This window comes from Candidatus Bandiella numerosa, assembly GCF_029981845.1.
GTDB lineage: Bacteria > Pseudomonadota > Alphaproteobacteria > Rickettsiales > Midichloriaceae > Aquirickettsia > Aquirickettsia numerosa.
On record NZ_CP104165.1, the window covers coordinates 41,424 to 66,971 of the forward strand.

Consider the following 25,548-nt stretch of genomic DNA (forward strand, 5'->3'; position numbering starts at 1 on the left):
ATCCTGAGACAAATAACTTAAATGTCCTAGAACACCATGACAATTAATACATACCTTCGCTAATAAATCCCGCATTAACATCAACACATTCTTTATAGCATCGATATCAAATATCAAACTTTCATACGCTAGTTTTATTTCTACACAACCATCCATTTCAATTGCCATAATCCTTATCGGATAATCTACTTTCTCAACTCCTTCTCTGAATTTGATTTTAAGTATTTCTTGTTCTTGATTTTCTACACTTGGGTAATTTTCATATATAAACAGATTATTAAACAATCGCTCCCCATGCTTTTGCAATCCAGACAAGTTTATGTTACTTCTCTCGTTAATCTCATTAATACTTGCTTGCATGTCTTTGAGAAGAGATAGTATGTCTCTTCTCGCTTTTTTACTGTGATCTACTATAAAAGGTAATGTATTAATATATAGACCTACTGATTTTTCAATTCCATCTATAGGTAAATTTCTTCCTGACACCACTGTACCTACAACAGTTTGTTTGTTATATCCGTAAATATGCAAAATAGTGTGCCATACAAACTGCAGTAAAGTGTTAAAGGTAAAACCTTCTGTTTTAATTAATGTTTTTAGTTGTGCGTACAATTCATCTTTGACTACTAAGATCTCTTCTTTTACGACTTGTATATTTTTATACTCATTAATATTAATATTTTTATGCTTGCTTGATAACAACCATTTCAAATTAATTTGCTCTTCTAAACGATTAACGGGTATAATTACAAATATAGACAAATCTGGTATTAGGAATTCTGTATACTGCATTTAAAGTGAGTTACAGGAAGAAATTTTTTAAAGGTAACACCTCTATTTATAGTGGAATTAATTATTTTTATGATATTACCTATAATGACCTATATTTTTATATTTCTTCAATAAAAGGATAATAGGCGAATATAAAGTTATGTTATTATTGGATATTTATAATATTAAGCGTATAATATATTATATAGCGACAAGCTTAAAACAATACTCCTTTTTAAATCATATCGTATAATTGGCATTATATATTGACTATTAGGCTGAGTCATCGTATAAGATATAGATTAGGCTAGATTATCTAATAAAAAACTTATCGTATAATAACTTATGAATATAATTGATAAATTTTTAGAGTATTTAAAAGCAAATGAAAAAAGTGAGAATACAATAAAAAATTATCAATCTGATTTAAATAGTTTTGCAAAATGGTTTCTAAAAGCTAATAATGAAAAATTAATATTAGATAAAATCACCCCTACAGATTTAAGATTATACAAAAAACAATTAATTAAAAATAAAAAACCTAAAACAATTAATCGACATATAGCTAGTATAAAGGCGTTCATAAGCTGGGGGGTACGAACAAAAAAGATAAAATATAATATTCCCACACCAAAAAATGTAAAAGAATTAAAGGTGGGATTTAAGTGGTTAGATAGATTAGAACAAAACGAATTACAAAGAAAAGTAGAACAAACTGCCAATAAAAGAAATGTTGCAATTATAAAAATATTATTAAATACAGGCTTAAGAGTGAATGAGTTATGTGAGTTAACATGGGATATGATAACTATAAGCGAGAGAAAAGGAAAAATAATAGTGAAATTAGGTAAAAGAGATAAAACGAGAGAAATGCCATTAAACAAAGATTGTCGTAATTCCTTTTTGAGTATAGGCTATACAGATAATATTGGTAAAGAGAGTAGAATATTTAAAGGACAAAGAGGTAATTTAACTCCAAGAGGAGTACAATTAATGTTAAAAAAGATTGTGAAAGGTAGTAATTTAAAAAATGTTACTCCACACCAACTAAGACATAGTTTTTGTAAAAATTTAGTTGATATGGGGGTAGGATTAGAAAAAGTAGCATTTTTAGCAGGACATGAAAGCTTAGATATTACTAAAATATATTGCACACCCTCTTTTAATGATTTGCAAGAAGCAGTCGAATTAATAGGGGAAGAAGAGTAATGCAAATAATAGAGATAATCCCACCTAAGCAAGCTATGAGCTTTGACAAACCTCCTATATTTAACATTAATGAGCAACAAAAGTATTTTAAACAAGAACCTATACTTCAGGAATTACTATATCAAATTAGAAAGCCAGAAGCAAAAGCAGGTTTATTATTACAATATGGTTATTTTAAAGCAACAAAAAGATTTTTTCAAAAAGAGGATTATAAGAAAAAAGATATTATATTTATAAGTAAATTATTAGGATATAGAGAGGTAGCTATAAGTGATTATAAGGAGCGTACATATAGAGAACATAAAAGATTAATATTATCTATAAGTGGCTTTACTTCTTTTAGTAGCAATGAAGATTTGTTAAAAGTAGAGTTAAATCATATGGCATCACAACAAATGCACCCTCGTAATATATTTTTTGCAGCTATAGATTTCTTAACATCAAAAAAAATAGAACTGCCTAATTACAGGGTATTTGCTAAAATGATAACAGAATCATTTAATCTTTTTGAGTTTCAATCACTCAAGAAAATAGAAATAAATATTACAGAAGAACATAAGGAAGTATTAGATGCGTTGTTAGATAAAAATGATAGTAAGGGAGTTTATGCGAGAAATTTAGTTGCAAGGCTCAAAAACATAAATCAGTCTTTAAGACCAAAAAATATAAAACAAAGTATCAGAGGGTTTTTAATTGTAAAAAATTTATTTAAGGAATTAGAGCCTTTAATAAAATCATTAGATTTATCCCCTGAAGCAACAAAGTATTATGCTATATGGGTTATAAAAGCACGAATAGAACAACTTAGTACACTTAATAATCCTAATAAGATTTATCTTTATCTTGCTGCGTTTATAAATTATCAATATTGCACATGGCAAGATACACTGGTAAATATACTATTGCGTTCCACTCAAGAGAGATTAAACAAAGTTGAAAAAGCTATTGAAGAAAAAATAATAGATAAAAATGAGGAAAAGAATAAAAAAACTCAATCTATAATAGAAGGTTTTAAAAGATCAGAAGAAAGTATAGAAAAAATTAGAAAAATAGTATTTTTAAAAGAGTTAACGGATGCTGAAAAAATCACTATACTTCAAAGTATATTAGGTGAGCAAATAACTACAGAGGAGTTAAAAAAATATCAAGAATTAGAAAAAGAAATACTACATGAACTAAGTAACTCAGAATATTACAAAGTATTAGAAAGTTTTTCTAGAACAATCCAAAATAGAGTTGCTGATATAGTACGTTATGTAGAATTTAATCCAGAAACTAAATCTAGTAACCTAATGGAAGCTATTGTAGATTATCAAAAGAAGAAAGGAGATATTAATAGTACTTCCCCTAGAAAATTTTTATCTAACATAGAACAGAAACTTATTTTTGGAAAAACTAACGATCAATTCAATGTTTCGCTATATAAAGCAGTACTATTGACAAAAATATCTGACGCTATAAAAAGTGGAGAAGTTAATTTACTTAATTCTTATAAATTTCTCCCAATAGAAGCCTATTTAATATCAGATGACGTATGGGAAAAAGAGAAGGAGACACTTATAGAAAGAGCTGGTGTTGGAAAATTTAAAAAGATTAAAGATTTGTTATTAAAATTAAAAGATATATTAGAAAAACAATATTATATTACAAATTGTAATATAACCGATAAAACAAACAAATTTATAAGATTTCATAAGAACGGAAGATTCATACTACATACACCAAAAGTAGAAAGAGGAGAGCATGATAAAATTTCTTCATTATTGAGTAAAAATGAATATAAATCTGTTTTGGAAATTTTTTCAGAAATAGATAAGATATTGAGTTTTACTGAGTGCTTTAAGCATTATAAGGTCAAGAACATAAGCAAAAAACCTGCTAAAGAAATATTTTATGGTGGAATTTTCGGATTAGGAACTAATATGGGACTACATAGATTATCAAATACATCGAAAGGAATCAATTATAATACATTGTATAATACAGTAAATTGGTATTTTACAGTAGAAAATTTAAGTACAATAAATAAAAGTTTTATACAATTTATGAGTAAGTTATGGTTACCAACACTTTTTTTAAAGGATAAAGAGTTACTTCATAGTTCTGGGGATGCTAAAAAATTTGTGGTATCGGCTGAATCCTTAAATGCAAATTTTTCATTTAAGTATTTTGGCCAAAATCATGGTAGTAGCGTTTATACTTTTTTAGATGAAAGGCAGATGTTGTTTTATACAACTATCTTTAGCAGTTCAGAACGTGATGCAGGATATGTAATAGATGGATTATTATGTAATGCGGACATGAATATAGATACCCATTCTACCGATACACATGGATATACAGAAATAATCTTTGCTATATGCTATTTAATAGGAGTAGATTTTGCTCCACGTATCAAAAATATTGCCGCACAAAGTATATTTGCTTTTAATAAAAGTACTAAGCAAATACTCAAGGCGCAACACAAAACTCCTGTTTTACCAGCAAGATATATCAAAACCTCAGTAATAGAAGAAAACTGGGATAGCATTTTAAGATTAATAGTAACAATTAAACTCAGAAACACACAAGCTTCTAGGATTTTACGTAGGTTAAGTTCTTATGCAAAACAACATCAATTACATGAAGCACTTAAAGAATTTGGTAGAATAATAAAATCCATATTTATCTTAAAGTACATTGATAATGTAGAGTTAAGGCAGCAAATAGAGAAACAATTAAATAAAGGAGAGTTATCTAATAGGTTTTCTTCAATAATATTTTTTGCTAATAACCAAGAATTTACACAGAGTATAACAGAGGATCAAGAAATAGTAGTGCAATGTAAAATGATAATACAAAATTTAATTATCTTATGGAATTATTTGATGCTTACAAAACTAATTATGCGCTGTGACCCAGAAAAAAGAAAGGAGATAATAGATATTATAAAGCACGGTTCTATCATTACTTGGAGACATATTAATTTACTAGGTATATATGATTTTAATAATCTAAAAAAAGCAGATATTACATTAGATGATGCAAAGGAGATTTTATTATACAACAAAGCTGCATAAATAAAATATGTTATCGTTAAATAAGTTATTATACGATAAGAACGGCGGTTATTAAAAAAGATGCATTTTTATAAATACCCTAGTTGCCGGTTATTTAGAGGGTATAAAAATATAAATTATTATGAATTAACAGTATAAAATAATTAATTTTGCTATAAATTGAGGTAATGCACTTTAAAAAATATTTCTTATACATTCCTTTACAAGAGGTGTCTAGAATTCCTAATGCCGCATTCACCTATATTTGTAATTACACCCCTCTTAGTTTGCTGTCAAAACCTATTGTTTTATCTGGGTGTGTAACAGAAGCTATTTTTTTATATGCATTCCTTAAGCCTTCATTACCAGATACTTCTACATTAATTGAATATTTAGTTACGAGCTTTTCCATTTCTTTATATTTATTTGGTATAAATAGTTTTCTTAAAAAGCAGTCCACATATTTTTCCACTTTTCCTAATACATTATTTTTATAGTCTTCCCTAACACTTTCACTAAATTTTTTAACTATTAGGTTAGAATTTCCTAGTAAATATTCTTTTTCTTCATGCTCAAAAGTTAATTTGTTTAGAGTTTTGATATTTGCACTTTTTATTATAAAATCAAATTCTAGTGCAGGAACAATATAAGCCTTATTAGGATCATCTAGTTTCATTACATCATATAGGAGTTCTATAGAATCTTTGAGCATTTTTTCACTATCATATTCCCTTATTTGTTGTATTTTGTTTTCTTGTAAAATTCTTACTAATTCTCTTTCAAAATATATAGCTGTTTTAATAATTTCTTTTATTAAATTTTTATTGATTATTTCAATAACTTCAGTATTTAAAGCAGTAGTATGTTCAGTTACTGATTTAAAAAATTTCGCATATTGATACATTACCTGACTAGGGTAGCGATAATCATCATTTAGCTCTACTGAAAATCTAGCATTTCTTAAAAAACATTTTTTTAAATTATTTTCGAAAGAATTATATAAAAGAGCAATACTAATAGGATATCTATTAAAACTATAAGATAAAAGGTCAAAATAATGCTCTTCTGTTATTATTAATTCAATGGCAACATTGCGACCAGAAAAAATAAATTCTTGTGCTTTATAATAAGTATAGGTATATACTTCTTGATAAGTTGGGATATTAGTAACTTTAATTATATTGGGTAAAGATCTTTGAATAAATTCAATTATTTCAATTTGATCGATGTTATAATTTTCTACTGCAATCTTAGAGCTATCTATAATTTTTAAAAAATCGAGGGGATTTAAAAAACTTTTGATTAAAGAAAATTTAGTTATAAATTCGTGATCATTATGATTATAAGCAGCTTTAACAATATTATGACAATAACATTCAGGCCATAAATCATCTAAGTTTATAGAATGAAAGCCAAATTTCTCCAAACATTTCAGTAAAGTGGTTTTTCCAGAAGATGAGGGTCCATTAATTAATAAAACTTTACCAAAATGTTGAGATGCTAATGCCCATTCTCTATATAAAATTCCGATAGTATTAAAATCTAAATAGCATCTTAATGTTTTAGAAATTATAACTGTTTTCATACTTCTTTAGTTTAAAACCCTTAATTTCCCTAACTATATATTTTGTATAACAATTTTAAAAGAATTTTATTATATATAATTGTTCAGTTTTATATTGATTCTATTATTAATTGCTCTTGTTCTAAAATATTGCCATGATGTGAATTTTTAACATTGATTAATTTTAGTTGTGTTATATTTTTAAGAACTTTATCTATGTTGTTATACTTAAGTTGTAATATATGCTTTTCGGAGTTGACCTGCACCCAAAAAATAAGACCGTGAAAATGAGAAAAATCTCATATAGAATAAATAATAAAAAAGGAGATTTTTATGAAAAAGACAAAGTTTACAGAAGAACAAATAACATTGGCGCTACATAGAGCACAAGAAAGCTAAGCCAAAAATTCTAAATTTTTCGCTTTTTTTATATAAAAGTGACTCAATTTTTCTAAAAATATTCTTCAGTAAATTTTTGATTCCTATAAAAAACAGCAGTTTTTATCCAGGCACTAGATAAATTCCATCTTGTATCGTATTGTGGTCTGAGACTCTGACAGAGCAGTAGTTGCTTGCCTTACCGCAACTACACATACCGCTTTCCATGTGAATAACCATGTCAGCCTCTGTGATGTACAAATATTTCGTTACCTCCTTATACCGTGAGATTTGATTCTACACTGCAGGCTACACTTTGTGTAGCCTGCATTTTCACCAGCTGTAATTTATCCACTTTGCCTAGCGCCATATTCATTATACGCCAGGAAACACCATGATTACACTCTTCATTTATGATAGCCCAGGAAGTGGCATGTACGCCAGCATATCTAGGTAATATAGAATCATGATAATTGATTGCAGAGAAACGTGGTAACTTTAATACACTTTGAGGCATCATGTTATAATTCACAACACTAAATAAATAATCAAAAGAGCCTTGAGATAAATTAAGTTGCTGAAATTCTTTTATAGAATTACAATACTTAATGTTATGTTTTATAGCCCACTCATAAGTTTTTTTACTTGGAGACACGATACCTAAAAGATTATGCCCATTTTTAATAATATGCGTCGCACATATTATACCTAAACTTGTCTCACTAATAATATAACAAGAAAATTTATATTTAATTTTATCAATAACCACTACAGATATATTAAAATAAGAAAATTTATAAAACGATATTACAGTTAAATTCTAAGTGCAAGCAATCTTGCTAACATAGAAATTATTTGAAAAATAATTTCTGCAGTTTGATTATTTATATCAAGTTTAGGATTATATTCTACAATCTCTAAAGCATTAAATTCTCTTTCTCTAAATATTATTGACAAATTATTTTTTAAATCTCTCCATAATAATCCATTAACGACTGAACAACCAGTTCCTGGAGCATCTTTAGGATCTATAGCGTCAATATCAATAGAAACACCAAAATAATTTGTGTTTTGTTTCACTATTTTGATTGCCTCTTGTAATATAGAATTTAAGCCCCTTTTTTTAACTTCATCCATATAAAAAACACGTACCTGCAACTTATCTAAAAAATCTTTTTCTGCTTTTTCAAAAGATCTAGCCCCTATTATTACTAAATTCTCAGGACAAATAAAACAACCAGAAGATAAATTAAAATGCGTAGTATTAGTCCCTAATAAAAATGAAAGAGGCATACCATGATAAGCTTTTGACATAGAGCTTTCAATAGTATGAGCATCCATATGCGCATCTATCCATATTAATCCATATTTTTTTTTGGCATTATAAAATTCTATAATTCTAGACCATGAACCAATTGCACAAGAATGATCGCCCCCTATTATAACTGGAAATTCTAACTTAGTATTAGTAAAAAAATTTTTAAGCACGTCTCTTAATTGCGTGATATTTTCAAATACAGACTGATAATTTTTACCTTGGTTACAAACTATTGAATTTAAATACGATGATGCTTTAACTTCAACTATACTATACCAATACGATTCAATATCAGAGGATTGCAATTTACTTGTAAGATTATAAACTTCTTTTAAATATATAGGGGCCATATTGGTTGAAAAATTTTGCGCACCTTGACCAAATGCAGAACCTATTAAAGCTATTTTATTAAATTTACTATATGCCATTACCATATTATATATTGATTTTAATAATGATTTTTACTTACCATTGTTACTTGAGATTTCCATAACTCAAAATAATAACCTTTATTATTTAATAATTCTTGATGTTTACCTTCTTCAACAATAACCCCTTGTTTTAAAACAATAATATGGTCAATAGATGTAATAGCAGCAAGTCTATGAGCAATAATAAGAAAAGTAGCATTTTTAGCTAACTTACTAATTGAATTTTGTATGTGTTTTTCAGTTATAAAATCAAGATTAGATGTTACCTCATCGAAAATGTATATTAAAGGTTTTTTTAGTAATAACCTGGCTATAGTTATTCTTTGCTTTTCACCTGATGATAAAGTTAAACCATTCTCTCCTATTACAGTCTCCAGTCCTAAAGGTAAATTGCTAATCATATCAGTTAATTGTACAGCTTTTAAAACATTGTTAATCTCTGTAGATGTAGCATTAAAATTACCATAACATAAATTATAATGTATTGTATTATTAAAAAGATTTAGATTTTGAGGAGTTATACCTACTAAATGAGTAAGAATATCAGAATGAATATCCAATATGTTGTGACCATTAATTAATATTTCCCCTGAATTAGGAGTATAAAATCGGAATAAAAGGTTAGAAATTGTAGATTTTCCAGATCCACTACCTCCTACCAAAGCAACAGTTTTATTTGGGAATAATTTAAAAGATACATTTTTTAAAATATTTTGTTCTTTATTAAAAGCAAAACTTACATTTTTAAATTCAACTATACATGATTTGGTATGTCTTTTTAAAGAAGTTCTACTATTAGGTTCAATTTGTGGGCTTAGTTTTAAAAGCTTAAATATATACTCCATATCTGTAAACCCTTTACGCATCTCTTTAAATATATAACCAAATAAAAATAATGGATTTGCAAACTGCAAAATATAACTGTTTATTAAAATAAAATCAGCAATTGATAAATGATTATATACTGTTTGTTGTCCAGCTATTAAGGTTATAACTACAATACATATCCCTATAATTAATATTTGCCCTAAACGCATGTAACAAGCTATTTTTTGTGCATGTACTGCACTATTTTCACGCTTACTAAGTAAATTTTTTACTTGCTTATTCTCATAATTGAAATTCCCAAAATATTTAATAAGTGAAAAATTTATAAGACCATCAACTATTAAAGCATTAGCTTTAAAATGATCTTGATTACTTAAATCTTGCGCTTCTGATATAAATTTTGCAAATACAATACTAAATATTATAAAAATAAATAAAGTGCCAATAAGTATTGCACCTAATAAATAACCATATAAATAATAAATAATTCCAGTCGCTATTATAATTTCAATAATTATTGGTATTATACTTAACAAAAATCCCCAAAGAATATTAGGAAATGCCTGGTAAGCTTTTTCTATATAGCTTATTGTTTCTCCTATTTTTTTACTTACATGAAAATGGTAAGGTAATTTATGTATGTGAGCAATTACTTCTTGGCATAAAAAATTAACACTTTTTTCTATAGCTTTTAATAACAAAAATTCTCTTAGTAAATTACACGCTTGCGCACTTATCCAAATAAAACAATATAAAAAAATAAAAAAAATAACTTGTGATGAAAAATTACCTAGATTTAAAGACAATAGCAGTATTATTTTTCTTAATACTAAAGGAAATATAATATTTAATACCATCATTACTACTGTAGATAGAACAAATATAATATACCGATTTCTTATATTAGAGCTACTTATCCAAATATAAGGTAATAACTTATTGATAAAATATATGCGTTGCTTAAAGCATGAATAAAAATTTAACAAATAATTATAAATCATTGAAGTTTAATACCACATTATTAATTTGATTGATTTCACTAAAAAATTAAAAATCATGCCCCATATCATTTATTTCAAAAGTTTTAAGTTCTAATGTATTATTTTTTATAGATAATTCAAAATCATAAAAATTCATGCTATCATTCACATGATGATCTATACAAATAACTAACGCATTGCTACTCTCTAAAGTTTCTTTTATTAATGATTGCATTTCAAATATAGCTTTTTGATGCAAACCTGTGAATGGCTCATCTAAAAGAAGTATTTTTGGGCTTTGCATTAATGCAGAAACCAACAAAACTTTTTTCTTTTGTCCGCCACTCAAAACATAATTCCAGTCTTTTTTTACATTCATAAAATTTTCTATATCACATTTTTCTTTTTCTATATTATTACTATTACACAAATCTAACTTTTGAAGCATTTTTAAAACCTTATAATATATTTCTTTATTTTCCTGCACCTTAATCAGTTGTGGATAATAAATTGCCTCTAGAAGAGTAGTATCTAGAGGAAAAAAATCCTTTTGTGACATCAAAATAATTTCATTTACCTTATCTAAATTATGTGGATATTCAATAACACCACTAGCCTTTATTCCATCATATTTTATTCCTTTTATTTTGGAGAGTAAGCTACTCTTACCTGAACCTGAATTACCCGTTAATGCATAATATGCTCCTAATTTTAGATTTATTTCTTTTATATAAATCAATTCATTATTCCCTATACTTAAATTTAAATCCTTAAACACTAGCCCGTGGTTTATATCACCTATTTGATTTAAACTTGTAAAAGTTGTGTCTTCAACATATTCAATCTTATCTATAAAAGAATTTAAATTTTTAATAGAGTTATTAACTTCTTCAATTTTTTTAGCATTTTTCCCCCTCCAACTCATTAGTGATGATATACTCTCAGTCGCTGCAGCTATTTTTAAACGCCCATCTAAATGTAATTCCCCAATATGGGCTTTATACCCTATTGAAAAAAAGGTAAACATTATGTTTGTGTATAATTCAACTTCTTTCCAGGTATCATAAAGATGTTTCACCAATAATTGTTTAGTTGTTATTAATTTTATATCATTATTTAAGATTTTTAATATTTCTTTACTATAAATAAATCCATTACGCTCCACTACCGTCTCTACATTTCTTGCATCATGTTTTAAAATACTATTTTTCCTACTTTCAAAATCTCTTAAGATATTACTATAAATTACCTCCCATTTAGAAAGATTCTCTGATATATATTGTGTGCAACTATAATAAATTTGGTAAATAATTATTAAATCTTGTGCATTATATTGATACATTAAATATTGGCTATAGCTGCTTTTAATAATATCATTAAAAAAACTTTTTCTAAGTCCCTCTCCATTATTAGCAACTATTGCTATATCTTTATTTAAATTATCAATTAAAACTTCGCTATTATCTTGTTGTAAAAGTTTGAGAGGTATTTCACCTATTATCCACTTATTACTAATAATATTACATAATTGATTTTGAAATTGAAAACTGAAGTACGCATCAAAAGGATTTATTAAAAACTGTTTTATTATAATTAAAGATGGAAGCATCAAAAATATATCTTTCAAAGATAGTTTAAATGATTCCCATATCTGAGAATCTACTAATTCTCCATAAAATGCACCATTATATTTTTGAAAATAACCCATTAATTTAAAATGTAAAAATTGTTCTACTATAGCAAAACCTGATGCAGTAATAATCTGTTTTTCTAGCATATCAGTATATGCTAACTCTTGCCCTAATCTCACATGCATTATTTTTATTTCTTTTTGTATATTGAGTGCATTCACATTAGATTTCTGATCTTCATCATACATAATTTTAATTGAGCTTATAACAACCGAAATACTTTCTAATAAATATGGCATCCCTTCTTCCAAATTTTTAAATAATACACTTACTTTCTCTAATTTCAGTTTGTTGATTATAAAATTACTGCTCAACCCTACTATTTTTCCTTTTAACAAACGTGTCCCCGTAGCAAATGATACAGCTGTTGAAATATAATACTTATTATAAAGCTTATAATGAATAAATATTTCTTCTATGCTGCCAAATAATATAGCACCTATCCCACCTTTCCACCCATATACACAACTTCCATACAATCCTAATTGTACAGGATTACTTATTTTATTGGCATACTCACTATATTCGCTAATTGTCAGCTTAAAAAGCATAAGATTTAACACCCCACCAATACCTCTTATTACCCAAGAAGTACTGAGGGTCGCAAAAGAACTTATTCCTTGAATTATTGGAGATAAGTACCTACTATTAGTATAACCTAAGCTTATTAAAGATTCATCTATAGTGCCAATAACTATTCCTGCTAAACTCCCTGGCAAACCAAATCCTATAGCTCCTGATGCAGCATTAGCAATTGGCGTAAATAAAAAATCATAATTATTTATTATATCATAGATAGAGATTTTTTTATTTTTTACTTGCATATTAATGAGTCTATAAAAAATTATAATTGTAACTATACTAACATAATAATTAATATGAAAAACTTACTATTTTGGTAATCCGATACCCGCTGACAATATTCCACCATCTATAATTACATCAGAGGCAGTGGTATATAGTGATTGGTCTGAAGCTAAATGCAACACATTAAATGCAACCTCATCAACAGTACCCATTCTCTTAAGTGGTAACGAGTCAATAAATAACTTAAATTTATTTTTATCTTTTTTAAGATGATCCCACATTCTAGTATCTATAGCTGCAGAGCTTATAGAATTACACCTAATTTTGTATCCTTTTTGAGCACAATACAATGCTAAAGATTTGGTATAGTTTCTTATAGCTGCTTTACTTGATGCATATGCTGATAAATTCGGAACACCTAAAATCCCTGATCTAGAGGCAATATTTACAATAGAACAATTTTGATTACTCTTTTTCATAAGTTTCATTCCATACTTACATCCTAAAAATACGCTTGTTAAGTTTATTTTATGTATATAATCCCAAGTTTCTAATGACATATTTTCAGGATTTTGAGTATATTCAAATCCATTAATTCCGGCATTATTAACTAAAATATTTAACTTTTGATACTTTTTTTCAATATAGTTTATTATTTCAAGCCAATTTTTTTCAATACTAACATCATAACATAAGTAATCTAAATTAAAACTAGGTATATCTTGATTATAGTTTTGATCTAAATCAATTATTACTACTTTAGCTCCATTTTCTATAAAGATCTTAGCTATAGCCTTGCCTATACCATTTACACCTCCTGTAACTATTGCTATTTTATCTATTAACTTTTTGTCCATAATAATTTTAACTTTTTATATTGAATATTTTTTTAATCACTATAGCATAAAAAGCTATATGTTATTATTTTAATCTTAAATATGTTTATAAAAATAAAATACATAGAAATATATGTAGCTAACATTGTACAATCTAAATATTTTTATACTAATGGTTTTGGCTTTAAGGAAATTTACACTAAAAGTGATCAAAATAATAGCATAGAACAATCTTTGCTAAAGTTAGGAAGTATTTTATTGCTATTAACTTCTTCAAAAGACAGTGAGAGCAACACAAGTAAGGAGGTTAGTATTCGTGGAGATACTATTAAGGATATAGGTCTAGAAGTAAATGATGTAAATTCAATAGTCAATAAGGCTCATACCTTCGGTGCTAATATATTAGAGCAACCAAATGAATGTTTATTATTTGAATCAGAAAGAGTTATTAAAGCTGTTATTGATACTTTTGGAGAAACAAAGCACACATTGATTCAACAAATCGATTCTAACAATAATACAGTTGGTACTCACGAGAGAAGCAATGATATTAAGTGTATAGACCACTTAGCTATTGCTGTAGAAGATTTTGATTATTGTAAAAACTATTACAAAACCATATTTGGATTTTACCAATCTTATAAGGAAAAAATTGAAACAAATCTTACTGGCATGGATTCAATAGTAATGAACTTACCAAATAATCAAATAAAATTAGTGTTTATTAAACCTTTAAAAAAGAAACTAACATCTCAAATTGACATGTTTTTAAAATACAATGGGTGTCCAGGAGTCCAGCACATTGCCTTTTTAAGTACAAATATAATTAATACATTAAAAACTTTGGGAAGTAACGGTATTGAACTACTAAATATACCCAATTCTTACTACAGTAATTTATCACAAAATATAAAATTGAACTATAAAAAAGTTCTAAATGAATTGAGAGATTTAAATATACTAATTGATGAAGAAGATAATAAATTTCTTCTTCAAGTTTTTACTAAACCAATTCATACTAAACCCACACTCTTTTATGAAATTATACAAAGAGATGGTGCAAGTAATTTTGGCAAAAATAACATCATAGCTTTATTTAAAGCCATGGAAGAACAACAAAAAGTTAGCAAGGAAATATAATGAAGTTTGCTAATTGGACTAGAAATCTCTCACCTTCTGCAATGCAAAAATCTTTGGAGGTTGATAATTTTTCAGAATACATTTCTTTTGCTTTAGGATTGCCTGATGAAACAACATTACCTGCAGAATTTTGTTCGTCAATCAAATTTACTCAACAAAACTTACAATACTCTCCTACAAGTCATTTATTAAAAACTCATATAACAGAAATAATGAAAATGAGGGGAGTAATATGTAAAGAAGAGGAGATATTCATAACAAGTGGAGCACAACAAGGCATTGGTTTAATGACAAAATTACTCTGTAATGTTAGAGATAATATTATTGTTGAAAACCTTACTTATCCAGGCTTTATTCAAGCTGTGCAAACATTAAATGTTAACCTAATATCAATATCCACTAATTATGATACCGGTATCGATTTAGAAGAATTAGAAACAAAAATTAAATCATTAAATAAAAAGCCAGCATTTATTTATATTGTGGCAGATGGCAGTAATCCAACCGGAAACAGCCTAACAATTAAAAAGAGACAACAATTAATTGGTATAGCACTAAAATATGATGTTCCTATATTAGAAGATGATCCATATGGTTTATTATATTATGAGCAAAACTACCCAGCATTAAAATCATTCAGTAGTAACAATGTATGTTATGTAGGTTCTTTTTCAAAAGTCATTGCACCTTCTTTAAGAGTGGGTTGGATAGTTATCCCATCTAAATTAATAAAAAAACTATCAATTCTTAAAGAATCATTTGATATTAATACACAAACATTATCTCAAAAAGTAGTATTAGAATTCCTAGAAAAGAATAAGTTTGAAACTCACTTAAAAAATATAAGAAGTTTATATAGAAGAAAAAGAAATTTAATGGTAGATGCTATTATGCATCACTTACAAGACAAAGTCATTTTACATAAACCGAATAATGGAATATGTCTATGGATTAGATTTGATAAGCAAATGAATTCTAAAGAGATATTGATTAAAGCTGTTAAGAATAAACTTTTATTTATACCAGGTAATGATTTTAATATAAGCAATAATTTAGAAATTGCTGCTAATTGTGCGAGACTTAATTTCAGTCATTGTAAATTAGAAAATATTGACAAGGGTATAAAAATTTTATCAACAATCATTCCTTAAATTTATAATTTTTTTGATGATAATAAGAAGAACAGAAGAAATAAAATCAGAAAATTTATTTTATAAATTATCAAATTTTTTAAGTATAACTAATTTATATATAAAAATTGAAGGGTTGAACATTGCAGGGTCAATAAAAATTAAACCAGCAGTTGCATTATTGGAAAATTTAGAAAAAAATCATAAAATTACTCCTCAAAAAAATACTATAATTGAATCATCATCTGGTAATTTAGGAATTGCATTAAGTATTATTTGTAAACAAAAAGGATATATATTTATTTGTGTTATAGATCCTAATATTTCATACACTGCTGAGAAATTAATGGCAGCATATGGTACCAAACTAATTAAAGTGACTGAACGAGATAAAAACGGTGGCTATCTGAATACAAGAATTAATAAAATTAAACAACTGATGAAAGATAATTCTGATATTGTTTGGACTAATCAATATGCAGCTTTAACTAATACAGAATCTCATTATCAAACTACAGCAAAAGAGATTTTAAAACAAATAAGGTATATAGATTATCTATTTATAGGCGCAGGAACAACTGGCACTTTAACAGGATGTGCTAAATATTTCGCTGAAAAATCTCCTAATACAAAAATTATAGCAGTTGATGCTTATGGATCTGTTACATTTAATAATAAATCATTTAAACGTCTAATACCTGGGTTAGGCACAAGTAGGAAACCTGAAATATTCAACAATTATAATATTCATGATGTAATATTGATTAAAGAGCCAGATACTATAAGAATGTGCCATTATTTACTAAAAAAATATGGCTTATTTTTAGGAGGTTCTTCAGGCTCTACTATAGAAGCAATTAGACAATTTAGTAAAAATCATACTATAAATAAAACCAGTAAAATCGTTACTATATCTCCAGATTTTGGAGATAAGTATATTAATACAATATATGATTATCACTGGATAGAAAAAAATTATAACATACAACTTGCAAAGGAGGTAAAAGATGAGTCAAAACTTTTCAGTTATTACAGCTAAATCAGTTGAAGGAATTATTAATAATAATCATCAAGCTATATATGATATAATAAAAAAGACATATATTGCCCACCATAAAAAAGACACCGTTAATCCATCAAGTTACTTTATATGGTATCCTGACAAACCATTATCTAGAATAATAGCATTACCAGCTCTAATTTCCAACGAAAATAAAATTGCTGGGATTAAATGGATATCTAGTAATCCAGAAAATATAAATAATGGATTAAATAGAGCTTCAGCAGTAGTTATATTAAATGATTATGAAACAGGATATCCTTTGGCTTGTATAGAAGGTAGCTTAATTAGTGCCGTGAGAACTGCTTATTCTGCAGTATTAGTTGCAGATCATTTAATAAAAGATAAAAAAGTAAATACTATAGGTGTAGTTGGAACTGGCAGGATAGCGTTTAATATAATAAAATGCTTATCTAATCAAAATTGGAGTGCTGAAAACATTATTTTATATGATAAAGTAACTAGAAACGCAGAAAATTTTAGTAATCAATTAAAAAGCAAAAATATTACTTTAACCTCAGATATTATGGTAGAAAATGAACTAGATAAATTAATTCAAAACTCTGATTTATTAATTTTTACAACTACTGGTAAAACACCATATGTAAATAAATATAATTTGATTAAGAAAAATGCAGTATTACTTAACATTTCTTTAAGAGATATATCACCTGATATTATAGAGCAATCATCAAATATAGTAGATGATATTGAACATATTATGAATGCAAATACTAGCCCCCATTTAGCTCAACAAAAATATAATCATTCTAGATTTATAACTGCTACAATTGGACAGTTGATAAGCAATAGCATGGATTTTGATATTAAGCCTATTATCATATCCCCCATGGGACTAGGAATATTAGATATTGCTTTAGCTAAATTTATATATGAAGAAGCACAAAACAAACAAGAAAATATTGTAATAAAAGATTTTTATTAATAAATAAAAATGAAACTTCTCCCCTTTAAAGCTATTTTTCCTAATACTAAGAAATATAGCTTCATGCTAAATCAAGAAAAATTGTATGCTAATAATGAAGCATCTTTAAAAATAGATCAAATCAATTATAACCAATACTTATTAGAACAATATAAAAGGGGTTACTTTTTAAAAACTTTTGATGAGCATATATATTTAGTAAAAAAAGAAACTTTAAATTATTCTTCTATAGGAATTATAGCCAAAATTAATACTGATGACTTACACAGTAGCAAACTAAAATTACATGAAGAAATTATAAAGGATAAGGTATTTGAATATCAGGATGATCTAAATAAGTTTAATATTTTAACAGCTCCATTAATTTTAAGTTATAAAAATAACCCAAAAATAAATCATTATTACAACCAAATAATGAAGTCTCATTATAATATAAAAATCAGCGGTTTAAATAATAATTACTATTTTTGGAAACTAACTAATAACGAATTAATTAATTCATATTTTTCAAAATTAAATCAGTTTTTTATAGCAGATGGACATCATAGAATATCATCATTAAAGACTTTCTCTGATCAAAACACTCATGCATATGCTTTTTTTACTTCAGAAAATTTTATTCAATCGAAAAATATAACACGATATTATATTAATGAATATATTTGTAAAAATGCGCTAAAGAATTTACTGGAGGAACTTAACAATAAATATGATTTATTGCCTACAAATCATATTTTAGAAAAAGACACCCATATAATATTAGCTTACCAAAATAAACTTCTGAAACTGAATTCTCAAAAAATAAACTTAATTAAAGAATTTTTGACAGAAATATACGTAAGAATAAGCAACGGCAAAATAAATTTTAAGAACATATCTGGGGAAATAATCCATCTCGTATCAGATGAACAACTAATATTATACATACCAGGAATAATAGGAAAAAAATTGATAAATAAACACACACTCTTCCCTCCTCATTCTACATACTTTGAACCTAAATTTAACAATGGTATAATATCTATTCTTATAAAAGACTAAACCTCTAATTAATTTATCAGTTTCGTTTCATCATTTGTAACATCCTTTTCCATTTGTTCTCTTAAACTCTTAGGCCTCATATCAGTCCATACTTTTTCTATATACGCCAAACATTCTTCTTTACCACCTTTAGGTCCCACCTGTTTCCAGCCTAACGGAATTTTTTTCCATGCGAACCATAAAGAATACTGCTCTTCCTCATTTATTAAACACATATACTCTTCTTGTTCTTCTGTCATTCTATTTACCTCCTTTTCTATTTTTGTTTTTATGTAATTTAAAACTAGTTGTTGGTCAATACTAAATAACCCTCTCCCTTTCTACTTTCCAAATCTACATCCGCTACACATCTAACATCACAATAATTTAAATTAGTAGTACCTTCTATGTGTACTTTACCTTTTCCTTCATTAAAATCTGCTTTTGTTAAATCACAACTCTCAGTATCTACATTTATACCTAGTTCAGTACCTCCCTTTGTATTTGGAAATGTAATATGAATATACTTCATATCAATAAGCCTTTCCTTAATCTCGCTATAAGGTTCTTTTCTATTGCCTATAGTCACTTCATGCTTACCAATACTAAGTCTTTTTACTAACTCATTGATCATAATGCTATAAATTGAATGGTTATCTTTCTAAAAAAACTAGTTGATAAATCTAGTTCTGTCAAGCAAGCAACAATATAACTTAAGTGATTTAAATAGTTAAATATAAAATTTCCTTAATTGTATTAGTTCTATATTCAGGATTTCCTTTAACATCTTTATTAAGACATAGCCATTGATAATTTAATTCATCTTTTTTATTTAAAAATATACAATATAATCCCCTCATATTGAAGTTCTTAAAATATTCAAATACAAATTTTTAAACCACAAATTATATAATACCTAATTAAATTACCTTTATAGTAAACTTAGTTTAATTTTTTTTCACTACAATTTGTTATATATAATATTGTATAATTTCTTCCTAAACATTTAAAATATGTTACAATACCATTCATGAAAGTTTTTTATCTTTGATCGAAATTATGCCACATTACAATGATGATTATTCGCAGCCCTTTTCACAATATGGTGGGCACAGATATATGATGATACGCGAAGATTACAGATCTGACTATATGAAGATTACAGATCTGACTATATTTATGGAGGGAGTAGTGGTAATAGTTACGAAAACTCTCCCGCACTACCTGCTCTACATAGAGCTGCAAGAGACGGTAATTTAGATATTATTCATAACCTACTTAATAGCGGGACAAATGTTAATGATATAACTTATAATGGACGTACTGCCTTACACTATGCAGCAGAATATAATAATCTGAGAATTATTAATTTACTAATTAACTCAGGAATAGATGCAAGTATTACTGATTTAAATGGCAGAACTTCTAGAGATTTACTACCAGACCATGGTTTGCAATTAAGATTTGACTCATTAATATCAGGTTTACAACAACACAATATTGAAGTAAGAGCTAATACTCTTTTACAAATATCTACTTCAGAAGAAAATCTACCGGCTCTTCCTTATGAAATTTGCAATATCATTTCTGAGTATGCCAGTTCATATCCAGAATCTAGGTTAGCAGATGCACATCAACAACAAGAAGATCATGCTCCTTTCAATATTTTTAGCTGTCTTTCCCATTGTTTTTGCACCCCAGTCTATAACTATTTTTATCCAACACAAACTAACTTTGAATAGTATTGATACTTTTTCTCCCTCTCTGTGGAGCACGTCTATATTACCACTTATTGAATGACTAGTCCCTATGTGATCGAAATTCAATTATATTTTAATTTATCATATGTTATCTTCTAAATAGTTAAAACTATCTATATATCTCCAATAATATCATTACCTGACGTCATAACTATAATCAAAAATAATTTATAGTTAATAATTATTAATTAGAACTTATTCTTTGGCTATTTTCATGCTCAATTAGCCATTGCTTACGTTGAATCCCAGCACTATAACCACCTAAGTTTCCATCTCTACGAATGACACGATGGCATGGAATTACAATCGCTAATTGGTTTGCACCATTAGCATTTGCAACAGCTCGACATGCTGATGTCTTATTCATCACTTTTGCTTGATCTAAGTAACTTCTAGTTTCTCCATAAGGAATATCTTTTAAATTATTCCAAACTATTTTTTGGAAAGAGGTACCTAAAAAATATACTGAGGTTTTAAACACTCTCAACCGACCTTTAAAATATAATTCTAACTCTTTCTCAATAGAAATAATTGGTACTGTCTTCCCTACAGTAATGCCTGATTTTATTTTTACACATAGTTTTTTTATCTCATATTCTAAACATTTTTTATCAAAAAACTCCAATATGTATAGAACCTTTTCATCAGCAACAGCTACCATTAAACCTAAATAAGTATCAATATAATAAGCTTTGAGAACGTTATTTTGATTGTCAAAATAAGAAGTTGATGAACTTATCAGTTTATAAAAAGAATTCATATACTTACGTTCCATTGATGTATTGCATTTAATTAAAACTATTATTTCTATACATTCTTTTGTTTATTCTAGATTAATATCATGTAACTTTTTAATAATAAAGCATATAAAAAAAACTATATTTAATTTTTAAATACCAAATAATTTATACTTAATTTTCAACTTAACTTATTAACCTGTGGCCAATAAGTTATCCCTAACCTATCAAATATCTCTCTGTATAGAAAAACTTATAATAAAACTTTTAGAAATTGCCTAGATTAAATAAATACCCATATCAAAATTTAATTAGATATGTATAAAGTTGCTACTTCTACAAGTGTTTTTAAAAAATTTATATATTAACTAATATACCATTTGACCAATATAAATAATACATATACAATCCCACCTCATAAGTTACTATCCTAGTTTTCTTTACATATCCCACATATTCATCACTACTCCCCAAAATTTAATTAGGATAGTAATTTACTCTTCATTTTAATCTTAAATCTATCTTTAATTCAATATAACTTATATACAAATTCTATTATACTACCCAAGGAAAATACTCATTTTAGATAAATTACTATAATTTGTTACATACTAGCTGTTTAATTTTCTAACCCATCTAAAACTAAAATTATACAATTTAATATTATTAATAACATTGTCATTTTTATATGCAACATGTGCTATATAGTCAAAATCTGATTTAATTTTTTTTATTTGCCATATCTGATTGCCTTTATAAAACTGTTCCTTTGTTCCTACTGATAAATCCTTTACTTCGTCGGTTAATCCTACCCCTATTACTTTTATTATTGCCTCTTTTCTTGTCCATAATTCATAAAACCTATCTTTTTTATTTCCAGCATTCATATATTCCTTTTCTTTTTCTGTAAAAACTAAATCTCCTATACCGCAATAGCCTTCTATTTCTTTTTTATATTCTATGTCCACACCTATATCTTTTCTATAAAACCCTATAAGTGCTTTTTTATGTGCATGCGATAAGTTAAACTGTAAATCTTCAGAAACCCATGGTTTTCCATTTTCACCATATTGATAAATTATTTCTTTTGCTTTTACATTACTATACTTTGATATTAATAATCTCATTGCTACATGCGATACTAAATATAGAGAATAGTCCTCTATAAATTTAAATTTATACATTTTTTCTAATTCTAAATCAGATAGTATTTCTATATATTGTTTTGCTATATCAAAATTTTGGGTATTTATATCTACTTCCCATATATTTATTGTATTATCAGATAACACTTATTTTTTACTTTTTTTATTTACCTCAAAATTATACCATTTTTTGTCATAATAAAATGAATAACTAGATTCAATATTATATTCTTTATATATTCTCTGAGACTTTAAAGTAGCAAAGCAATATATAATCATTAATAATAAAAATAAGAGTTTTCTTTATATACTTTAATTATAAATTATTATTTTATTGATTGTAATTCACTAAAATACAATGCTAACATTATTCCTAGTATGAATACTTTGGAGTTTACTTATGCTTAAAAATGTAATATCAGAAATCCCAGCTCAAATTAAAAATAATTTTCTAAATGTTGCTGAAATGATTGATTTATTTTATAACAAGAATCTGAATGATGAATATTATAATTTGGCTCTAAAATTAACAACAAAATTAGCAAAGGAAAATCCTTCTGATTTAATAGATTGTGATATAAAAACTTTAGCTGCTGCAATAATTAATACTATTGCTAAAACTCATACATATGATCCACCTCAAGTTTCCTACAAAAACTTAGCTTCATGGTTTAAAACTACGCAAACGGATATAGATAAAAAAACAAATTACATCTGCAAAATATTGAATCTGCAGTTCATAGATCAAGATCAAAATACAAAATCTAAAGTAGGTGATGGTTATGATATTGATGATCGTATGATGTGGTTAATTACTATCAACGGCTTTACAATTGATATCAGAAATGCAGCTCATGATTTGCAAGTTGATGCCTATGAGCATGGTTTAATACTGAAGTGAACCCCAAAACATGGAGTCGAAGTTAAGCAACATGTATCTTGAAAAAAGTAAGCTAAGTGCTTGCAAATTGGCTGTTATGAGATTAGCTATTTTATAACGGCTGGAAGGAGTGATTATGATTAAGCAACTAGGTGAAAACCCTGAAAAAATGATAATAACCTCCTTCCAAAAAAGTCTAAAGTTGGACGGTATCTTAGAAAAACCTAAATAATAGGTTTATTCTGTATTCACATGGTTAGCTTTAAACTTTTAATATTAAACATTAATTTAGGAGATATAATATGTCAAACGCAATATTAGGAATAGATGTAGGTAAAGCTGAAATTGCAGTAGCTTTACTTATAAATAACAACGCTACTAAGAAAGAAATCTTTAATAACAATGATAAAGGGTTTAAAAGCCTTAATAAATGGCTTAAACAAAAGAAAGTTTCTACCTTAAAAGCTTGTATGGAAGCAACAGGAAATTATAGTAATAATATAGCTGAATTTTTATACAATAATGGACACGAGGTATATGTAGTAAACCCAGTTTGTATAAAAGCTTTCGCTAAAAGCAAGTTAATTCGTACTAAAACTGATGCAGTTGACGCTTTGGTTATAGCCCAATACGCTAATATTACTGAATTAATTCCATATAAATCACAAACTTCTGCTGTTAAGGAATTAAAGGCTTTGCATCGTTGCTTAGATGATTTAAAGGGACAGTGCGTTCAAATCTCCAATCATCTGGAGTATAAGGAACATGTACCAAAGTCTGTAACTTCTACATGGAAAAGATTACTTAAAGACTTTAAAAATGAGATGAAGAGTATTGAAAAATCATTAGATGAGCTATTTGAAAATAATATAGAACTTAAGCAACGTAGAGATAATTTACAAACAATTCCTGGTATTGGCAAAACGACAGCTACCTCTATTTTAGCTGAATCTCCTGACCTATCGTCTTTTAAAAGCCCAAGACAATATGCGGCTTATGCTGGTCTTGTTCCTAAACACAGAATATCAGGCTCTTCTGTGAGAGGTAAAGCTAGATTATCCAAACTAGGCTCTTCTAAATTACGCAAAGCTCTTTATTTGCCGGCTGTTGTTGCTAAAAATCACAATCCTATTTTAAAAGCTTTTTCTGATAAATTAAAATCAAAAGGCAAACATAATATGGTTATCATAGCTGCAATTATGCGAAAACTTCTACATATCTACTTTGCTGTTATTAAAAACAATTCTGCTTTTGATCCTAATTTTATTCCCTCAAAATGATGATATTTTTGTTTGACTTTTAAGACGGTATCATTTTTATATAATTCGTAGTATAGCATTTCAAAATTATTAGGGGAATAATAATTAAAAAAAGAATGTCTTCTATGAGAATTATAGAAGGCTTCAATATACTCAAACATCATAGAATTAGCTGTATCTCTTGAGACAAAACTTCTGCCAAGCTCCTGTTTTATAGTGTGGAAGCAAGATTCTGCAACAGCATTATCAAGGTAATTTGCTTTCCTTGAAAGACTTTGAGTAACATTTAAATTCTTTAAAACTTTTTGAAAATCATTAGATGTATATTGTGAACCTCTACCAGAATAAAATATCAATCCTTTTTGTGGCTTTCTTTCCCAATAGGCCTTTAAAATGTGTGCATTACCAACTCGTTATTAATTCTTTTACTACATTCCTTAACCAACTATTTTTCTAGAAAAAAGATCTAGGATAATACATAAATAGATCCCATCCCTGTTCCATTTGAATGTAGGTGATATCAGAAAACCATACTTTATTAGGAGCATCTGTAACAAAATTTCTATTCAATATATTATTTATGTTAATAGCCTTTTTAGCTGCTTTTGTTGTACTTTTAA

The 25,548-nt window shown here is 27.1% G+C and carries 22 protein-coding genes and 2 pseudogenes; 11 read left to right on the plus strand and 13 right to left on the minus strand.

All coding sequences use genetic code 11. From position 1 onward, the window contains the following. A pseudogene (locus N3Z17_RS07700) lies at nt 1-792 on the minus strand (condensation domain-containing protein); the annotation flags it as partial. A gap of 324 nt (nt 793-1,116) precedes the next feature. On the opposite strand from N3Z17_RS07700, the gene N3Z17_RS07060 reads away from it, so the two are divergent. Further along, on the plus strand, nt 1,117-1,980 hold the full coding sequence (locus tag N3Z17_RS07060; protein ID WP_282472735.1) for a tyrosine-type recombinase/integrase: 864 nt from the start codon (nt 1,117-1,119) through the stop codon (nt 1,978-1,980). Continuing rightward, entirely contained in the window at nt 1,980-5,039 is a 3,060-nt protein-coding gene (locus N3Z17_RS07065; protein WP_282471556.1) for a Tn3 family transposase, read from the plus strand. The genes N3Z17_RS07060 and N3Z17_RS07065 overlap by 1 nt, the downstream gene beginning before the upstream one ends. A 250-nt stretch (nt 5,040-5,289) precedes the next feature. Here N3Z17_RS07065 and N3Z17_RS07070 read toward each other — a convergent pair whose 3' ends face one another. From N3Z17_RS07070 to N3Z17_RS07095, 6 genes are all read right to left on the minus strand, one after another. Then, nucleotides 5,290-6,603 (minus strand): nucleoside/nucleotide kinase family protein, encoded by a 1,314-nt coding sequence (locus N3Z17_RS07070; RefSeq protein WP_282472738.1) that lies wholly within the window; start codon nt 6,601-6,603, stop codon nt 5,290-5,292. A 634-nt stretch (nt 6,604-7,237) separates the two neighbouring features. Continuing rightward, the gene (locus N3Z17_RS07075; protein ID WP_282472739.1) at nt 7,238-7,729 is read right to left on the minus strand and encodes a formyltransferase family protein; all 492 of its coding nucleotides are present in this window, start codon (nt 7,727-7,729) and stop codon (nt 7,238-7,240) included. A gap of 44 nt (nt 7,730-7,773) precedes the next feature. Continuing rightward, nucleotides 7,774-8,706 (minus strand): arginase, encoded by a 933-nt coding sequence (locus N3Z17_RS07080; RefSeq protein WP_282472740.1) that lies wholly within the window; start codon nt 8,704-8,706, stop codon nt 7,774-7,776. 20 nt (nt 8,707-8,726) lie between these two features. Beyond that, nucleotides 8,727-10,538, minus strand: a complete 1,812-nt coding sequence (locus tag N3Z17_RS07085; protein ID WP_282472741.1) for an ATP-binding cassette domain-containing protein — start codon at nt 10,536-10,538, stop codon at nt 8,727-8,729. Nucleotides 10,539-10,584: 46 nt separating this feature from the next. Then, complete coding sequence (locus tag N3Z17_RS07090) at nt 10,585-13,032, minus strand: ATP-binding cassette domain-containing protein (protein WP_282472742.1); 2,448 nt, start codon at nt 13,030-13,032, stop codon at nt 10,585-10,587. A gap of 66 nt (nt 13,033-13,098) precedes the next feature. Beyond that, on the minus strand, nt 13,099-13,872 hold the full coding sequence (locus N3Z17_RS07095; RefSeq protein ID WP_282472743.1) for an SDR family NAD(P)-dependent oxidoreductase: 774 nt from the start codon (nt 13,870-13,872) through the stop codon (nt 13,099-13,101). A gap of 81 nt (nt 13,873-13,953) precedes the next feature. Here N3Z17_RS07095 and hppD point away from each other — a divergent pair, with 81 nt between their 5' ends. From hppD to N3Z17_RS07120, 5 genes are all read left to right on the plus strand, one after another. After that, a complete protein-coding gene (hppD, locus tag N3Z17_RS07100; protein ID WP_282472744.1) occupies nt 13,954-14,991 on the plus strand; it encodes a 4-hydroxyphenylpyruvate dioxygenase in 1,038 nt (345 codons plus the stop codon). Then, on the plus strand, nt 14,991-16,142 hold the full coding sequence (locus tag N3Z17_RS07105; protein ID WP_282472745.1) for an aminotransferase-like domain-containing protein: 1,152 nt from the start codon (nt 14,991-14,993) through the stop codon (nt 16,140-16,142). The genes hppD and N3Z17_RS07105 overlap by 1 nt, the downstream gene beginning before the upstream one ends. A 16-nt stretch (nt 16,143-16,158) precedes the next feature. Next, on the plus strand, nt 16,159-17,160 hold the full coding sequence (sbnA, locus tag N3Z17_RS07110) for a 2,3-diaminopropionate biosynthesis protein SbnA (RefSeq protein WP_282472746.1): 1,002 nt from the start codon (nt 16,159-16,161) through the stop codon (nt 17,158-17,160). Continuing rightward, complete coding sequence (gene sbnB, locus N3Z17_RS07115; RefSeq protein ID WP_282472747.1) at nt 17,129-18,127, plus strand: 2,3-diaminopropionate biosynthesis protein SbnB; 999 nt, start codon at nt 17,129-17,131, stop codon at nt 18,125-18,127. Before sbnA ends, sbnB begins: the two co-directional genes overlap by 32 nt. 63 nt (nt 18,128-18,190) lie before the next feature. Continuing rightward, nucleotides 18,191-19,168: a DUF1015 family protein gene (locus N3Z17_RS07120; protein ID WP_282472748.1), complete on the plus strand. Its 978-nt coding sequence runs from the start codon at nt 18,191-18,193 to the stop codon at nt 19,166-19,168. 8 nt (nt 19,169-19,176) lie between these two features. Here the strand turns inward: N3Z17_RS07120 and N3Z17_RS07125 are convergent, their stop codons facing one another. From N3Z17_RS07125 to N3Z17_RS07135, 3 genes are all read right to left on the minus strand, one after another. After that, nucleotides 19,177-19,407: an MbtH family protein gene (locus N3Z17_RS07125; RefSeq protein WP_282472749.1), complete on the minus strand. Its 231-nt coding sequence runs from the start codon at nt 19,405-19,407 to the stop codon at nt 19,177-19,179. Between the two features lie 44 nt (nt 19,408-19,451). After that, the gene (locus N3Z17_RS07130; RefSeq protein ID WP_282472750.1) at nt 19,452-19,781 is read right to left on the minus strand and encodes a hypothetical protein; all 330 of its coding nucleotides are present in this window, start codon (nt 19,779-19,781) and stop codon (nt 19,452-19,454) included. Between the two features lie 88 nt (nt 19,782-19,869). Next, nucleotides 19,870-20,007 (minus strand): hypothetical protein, encoded by a 138-nt coding sequence (locus N3Z17_RS07135; protein WP_282472751.1) that lies wholly within the window; start codon nt 20,005-20,007, stop codon nt 19,870-19,872. A gap of 315 nt (nt 20,008-20,322) precedes the next feature. On the opposite strand from N3Z17_RS07135, the pseudogene N3Z17_RS07675 reads away from it, so the two are divergent. Together N3Z17_RS07675 and N3Z17_RS07140 are read left to right on the plus strand one after the other, a co-directional pair. Beyond that, nucleotides 20,323-20,571 (plus strand): annotated as a pseudogene (locus tag N3Z17_RS07675) (ankyrin repeat domain-containing protein); the annotation flags it as partial. Between the two features lie 27 nt (nt 20,572-20,598). Then, nucleotides 20,599-20,889, plus strand: a complete 291-nt coding sequence (locus N3Z17_RS07140; protein ID WP_282472752.1) for a hypothetical protein — start codon at nt 20,599-20,601, stop codon at nt 20,887-20,889. 202 nt (nt 20,890-21,091) lie between these two features. On the opposite strand, the gene N3Z17_RS07145 is transcribed toward N3Z17_RS07140, so the two are convergent. Together N3Z17_RS07145 and N3Z17_RS07150 are read right to left on the minus strand one after the other, a co-directional pair. Beyond that, nucleotides 21,092-21,667, minus strand: a complete 576-nt coding sequence (locus N3Z17_RS07145; RefSeq protein ID WP_282472753.1) for a methylated-DNA--[protein]-cysteine S-methyltransferase — start codon at nt 21,665-21,667, stop codon at nt 21,092-21,094. Nucleotides 21,668-22,255: 588 nt separating this feature from the next. Beyond that, the gene (locus N3Z17_RS07150; protein ID WP_282472754.1) at nt 22,256-22,936 is read right to left on the minus strand and encodes a 4'-phosphopantetheinyl transferase family protein; all 681 of its coding nucleotides are present in this window, start codon (nt 22,934-22,936) and stop codon (nt 22,256-22,258) included. A gap of 253 nt (nt 22,937-23,189) precedes the next feature. Here N3Z17_RS07150 and N3Z17_RS07155 point away from each other — a divergent pair, with 253 nt between their 5' ends. Together N3Z17_RS07155 and N3Z17_RS07160 are read left to right on the plus strand one after the other, a co-directional pair. Further along, nucleotides 23,190-23,690, plus strand: a complete 501-nt coding sequence (locus N3Z17_RS07155; RefSeq protein WP_282472755.1) for a DUF6398 domain-containing protein — start codon at nt 23,190-23,192, stop codon at nt 23,688-23,690. Nucleotides 23,691-23,971: 281 nt separating this feature from the next. Continuing rightward, nucleotides 23,972-24,949: an IS110 family RNA-guided transposase gene (locus N3Z17_RS07160; RefSeq protein ID WP_282472712.1), complete on the plus strand. Its 978-nt coding sequence runs from the start codon at nt 23,972-23,974 to the stop codon at nt 24,947-24,949. Here the strand turns inward: N3Z17_RS07160 and N3Z17_RS07165 are convergent. Continuing rightward, nucleotides 24,889-25,323: an IS3 family transposase gene (locus N3Z17_RS07165; protein ID WP_345799041.1), complete on the minus strand. Its 435-nt coding sequence runs from the start codon at nt 25,321-25,323 to the stop codon at nt 24,889-24,891. The two genes, N3Z17_RS07160 and N3Z17_RS07165, sit on opposite strands and share 61 nt — an antisense overlap. Nucleotides 25,324-25,548 lie beyond the last annotated feature (225 nt).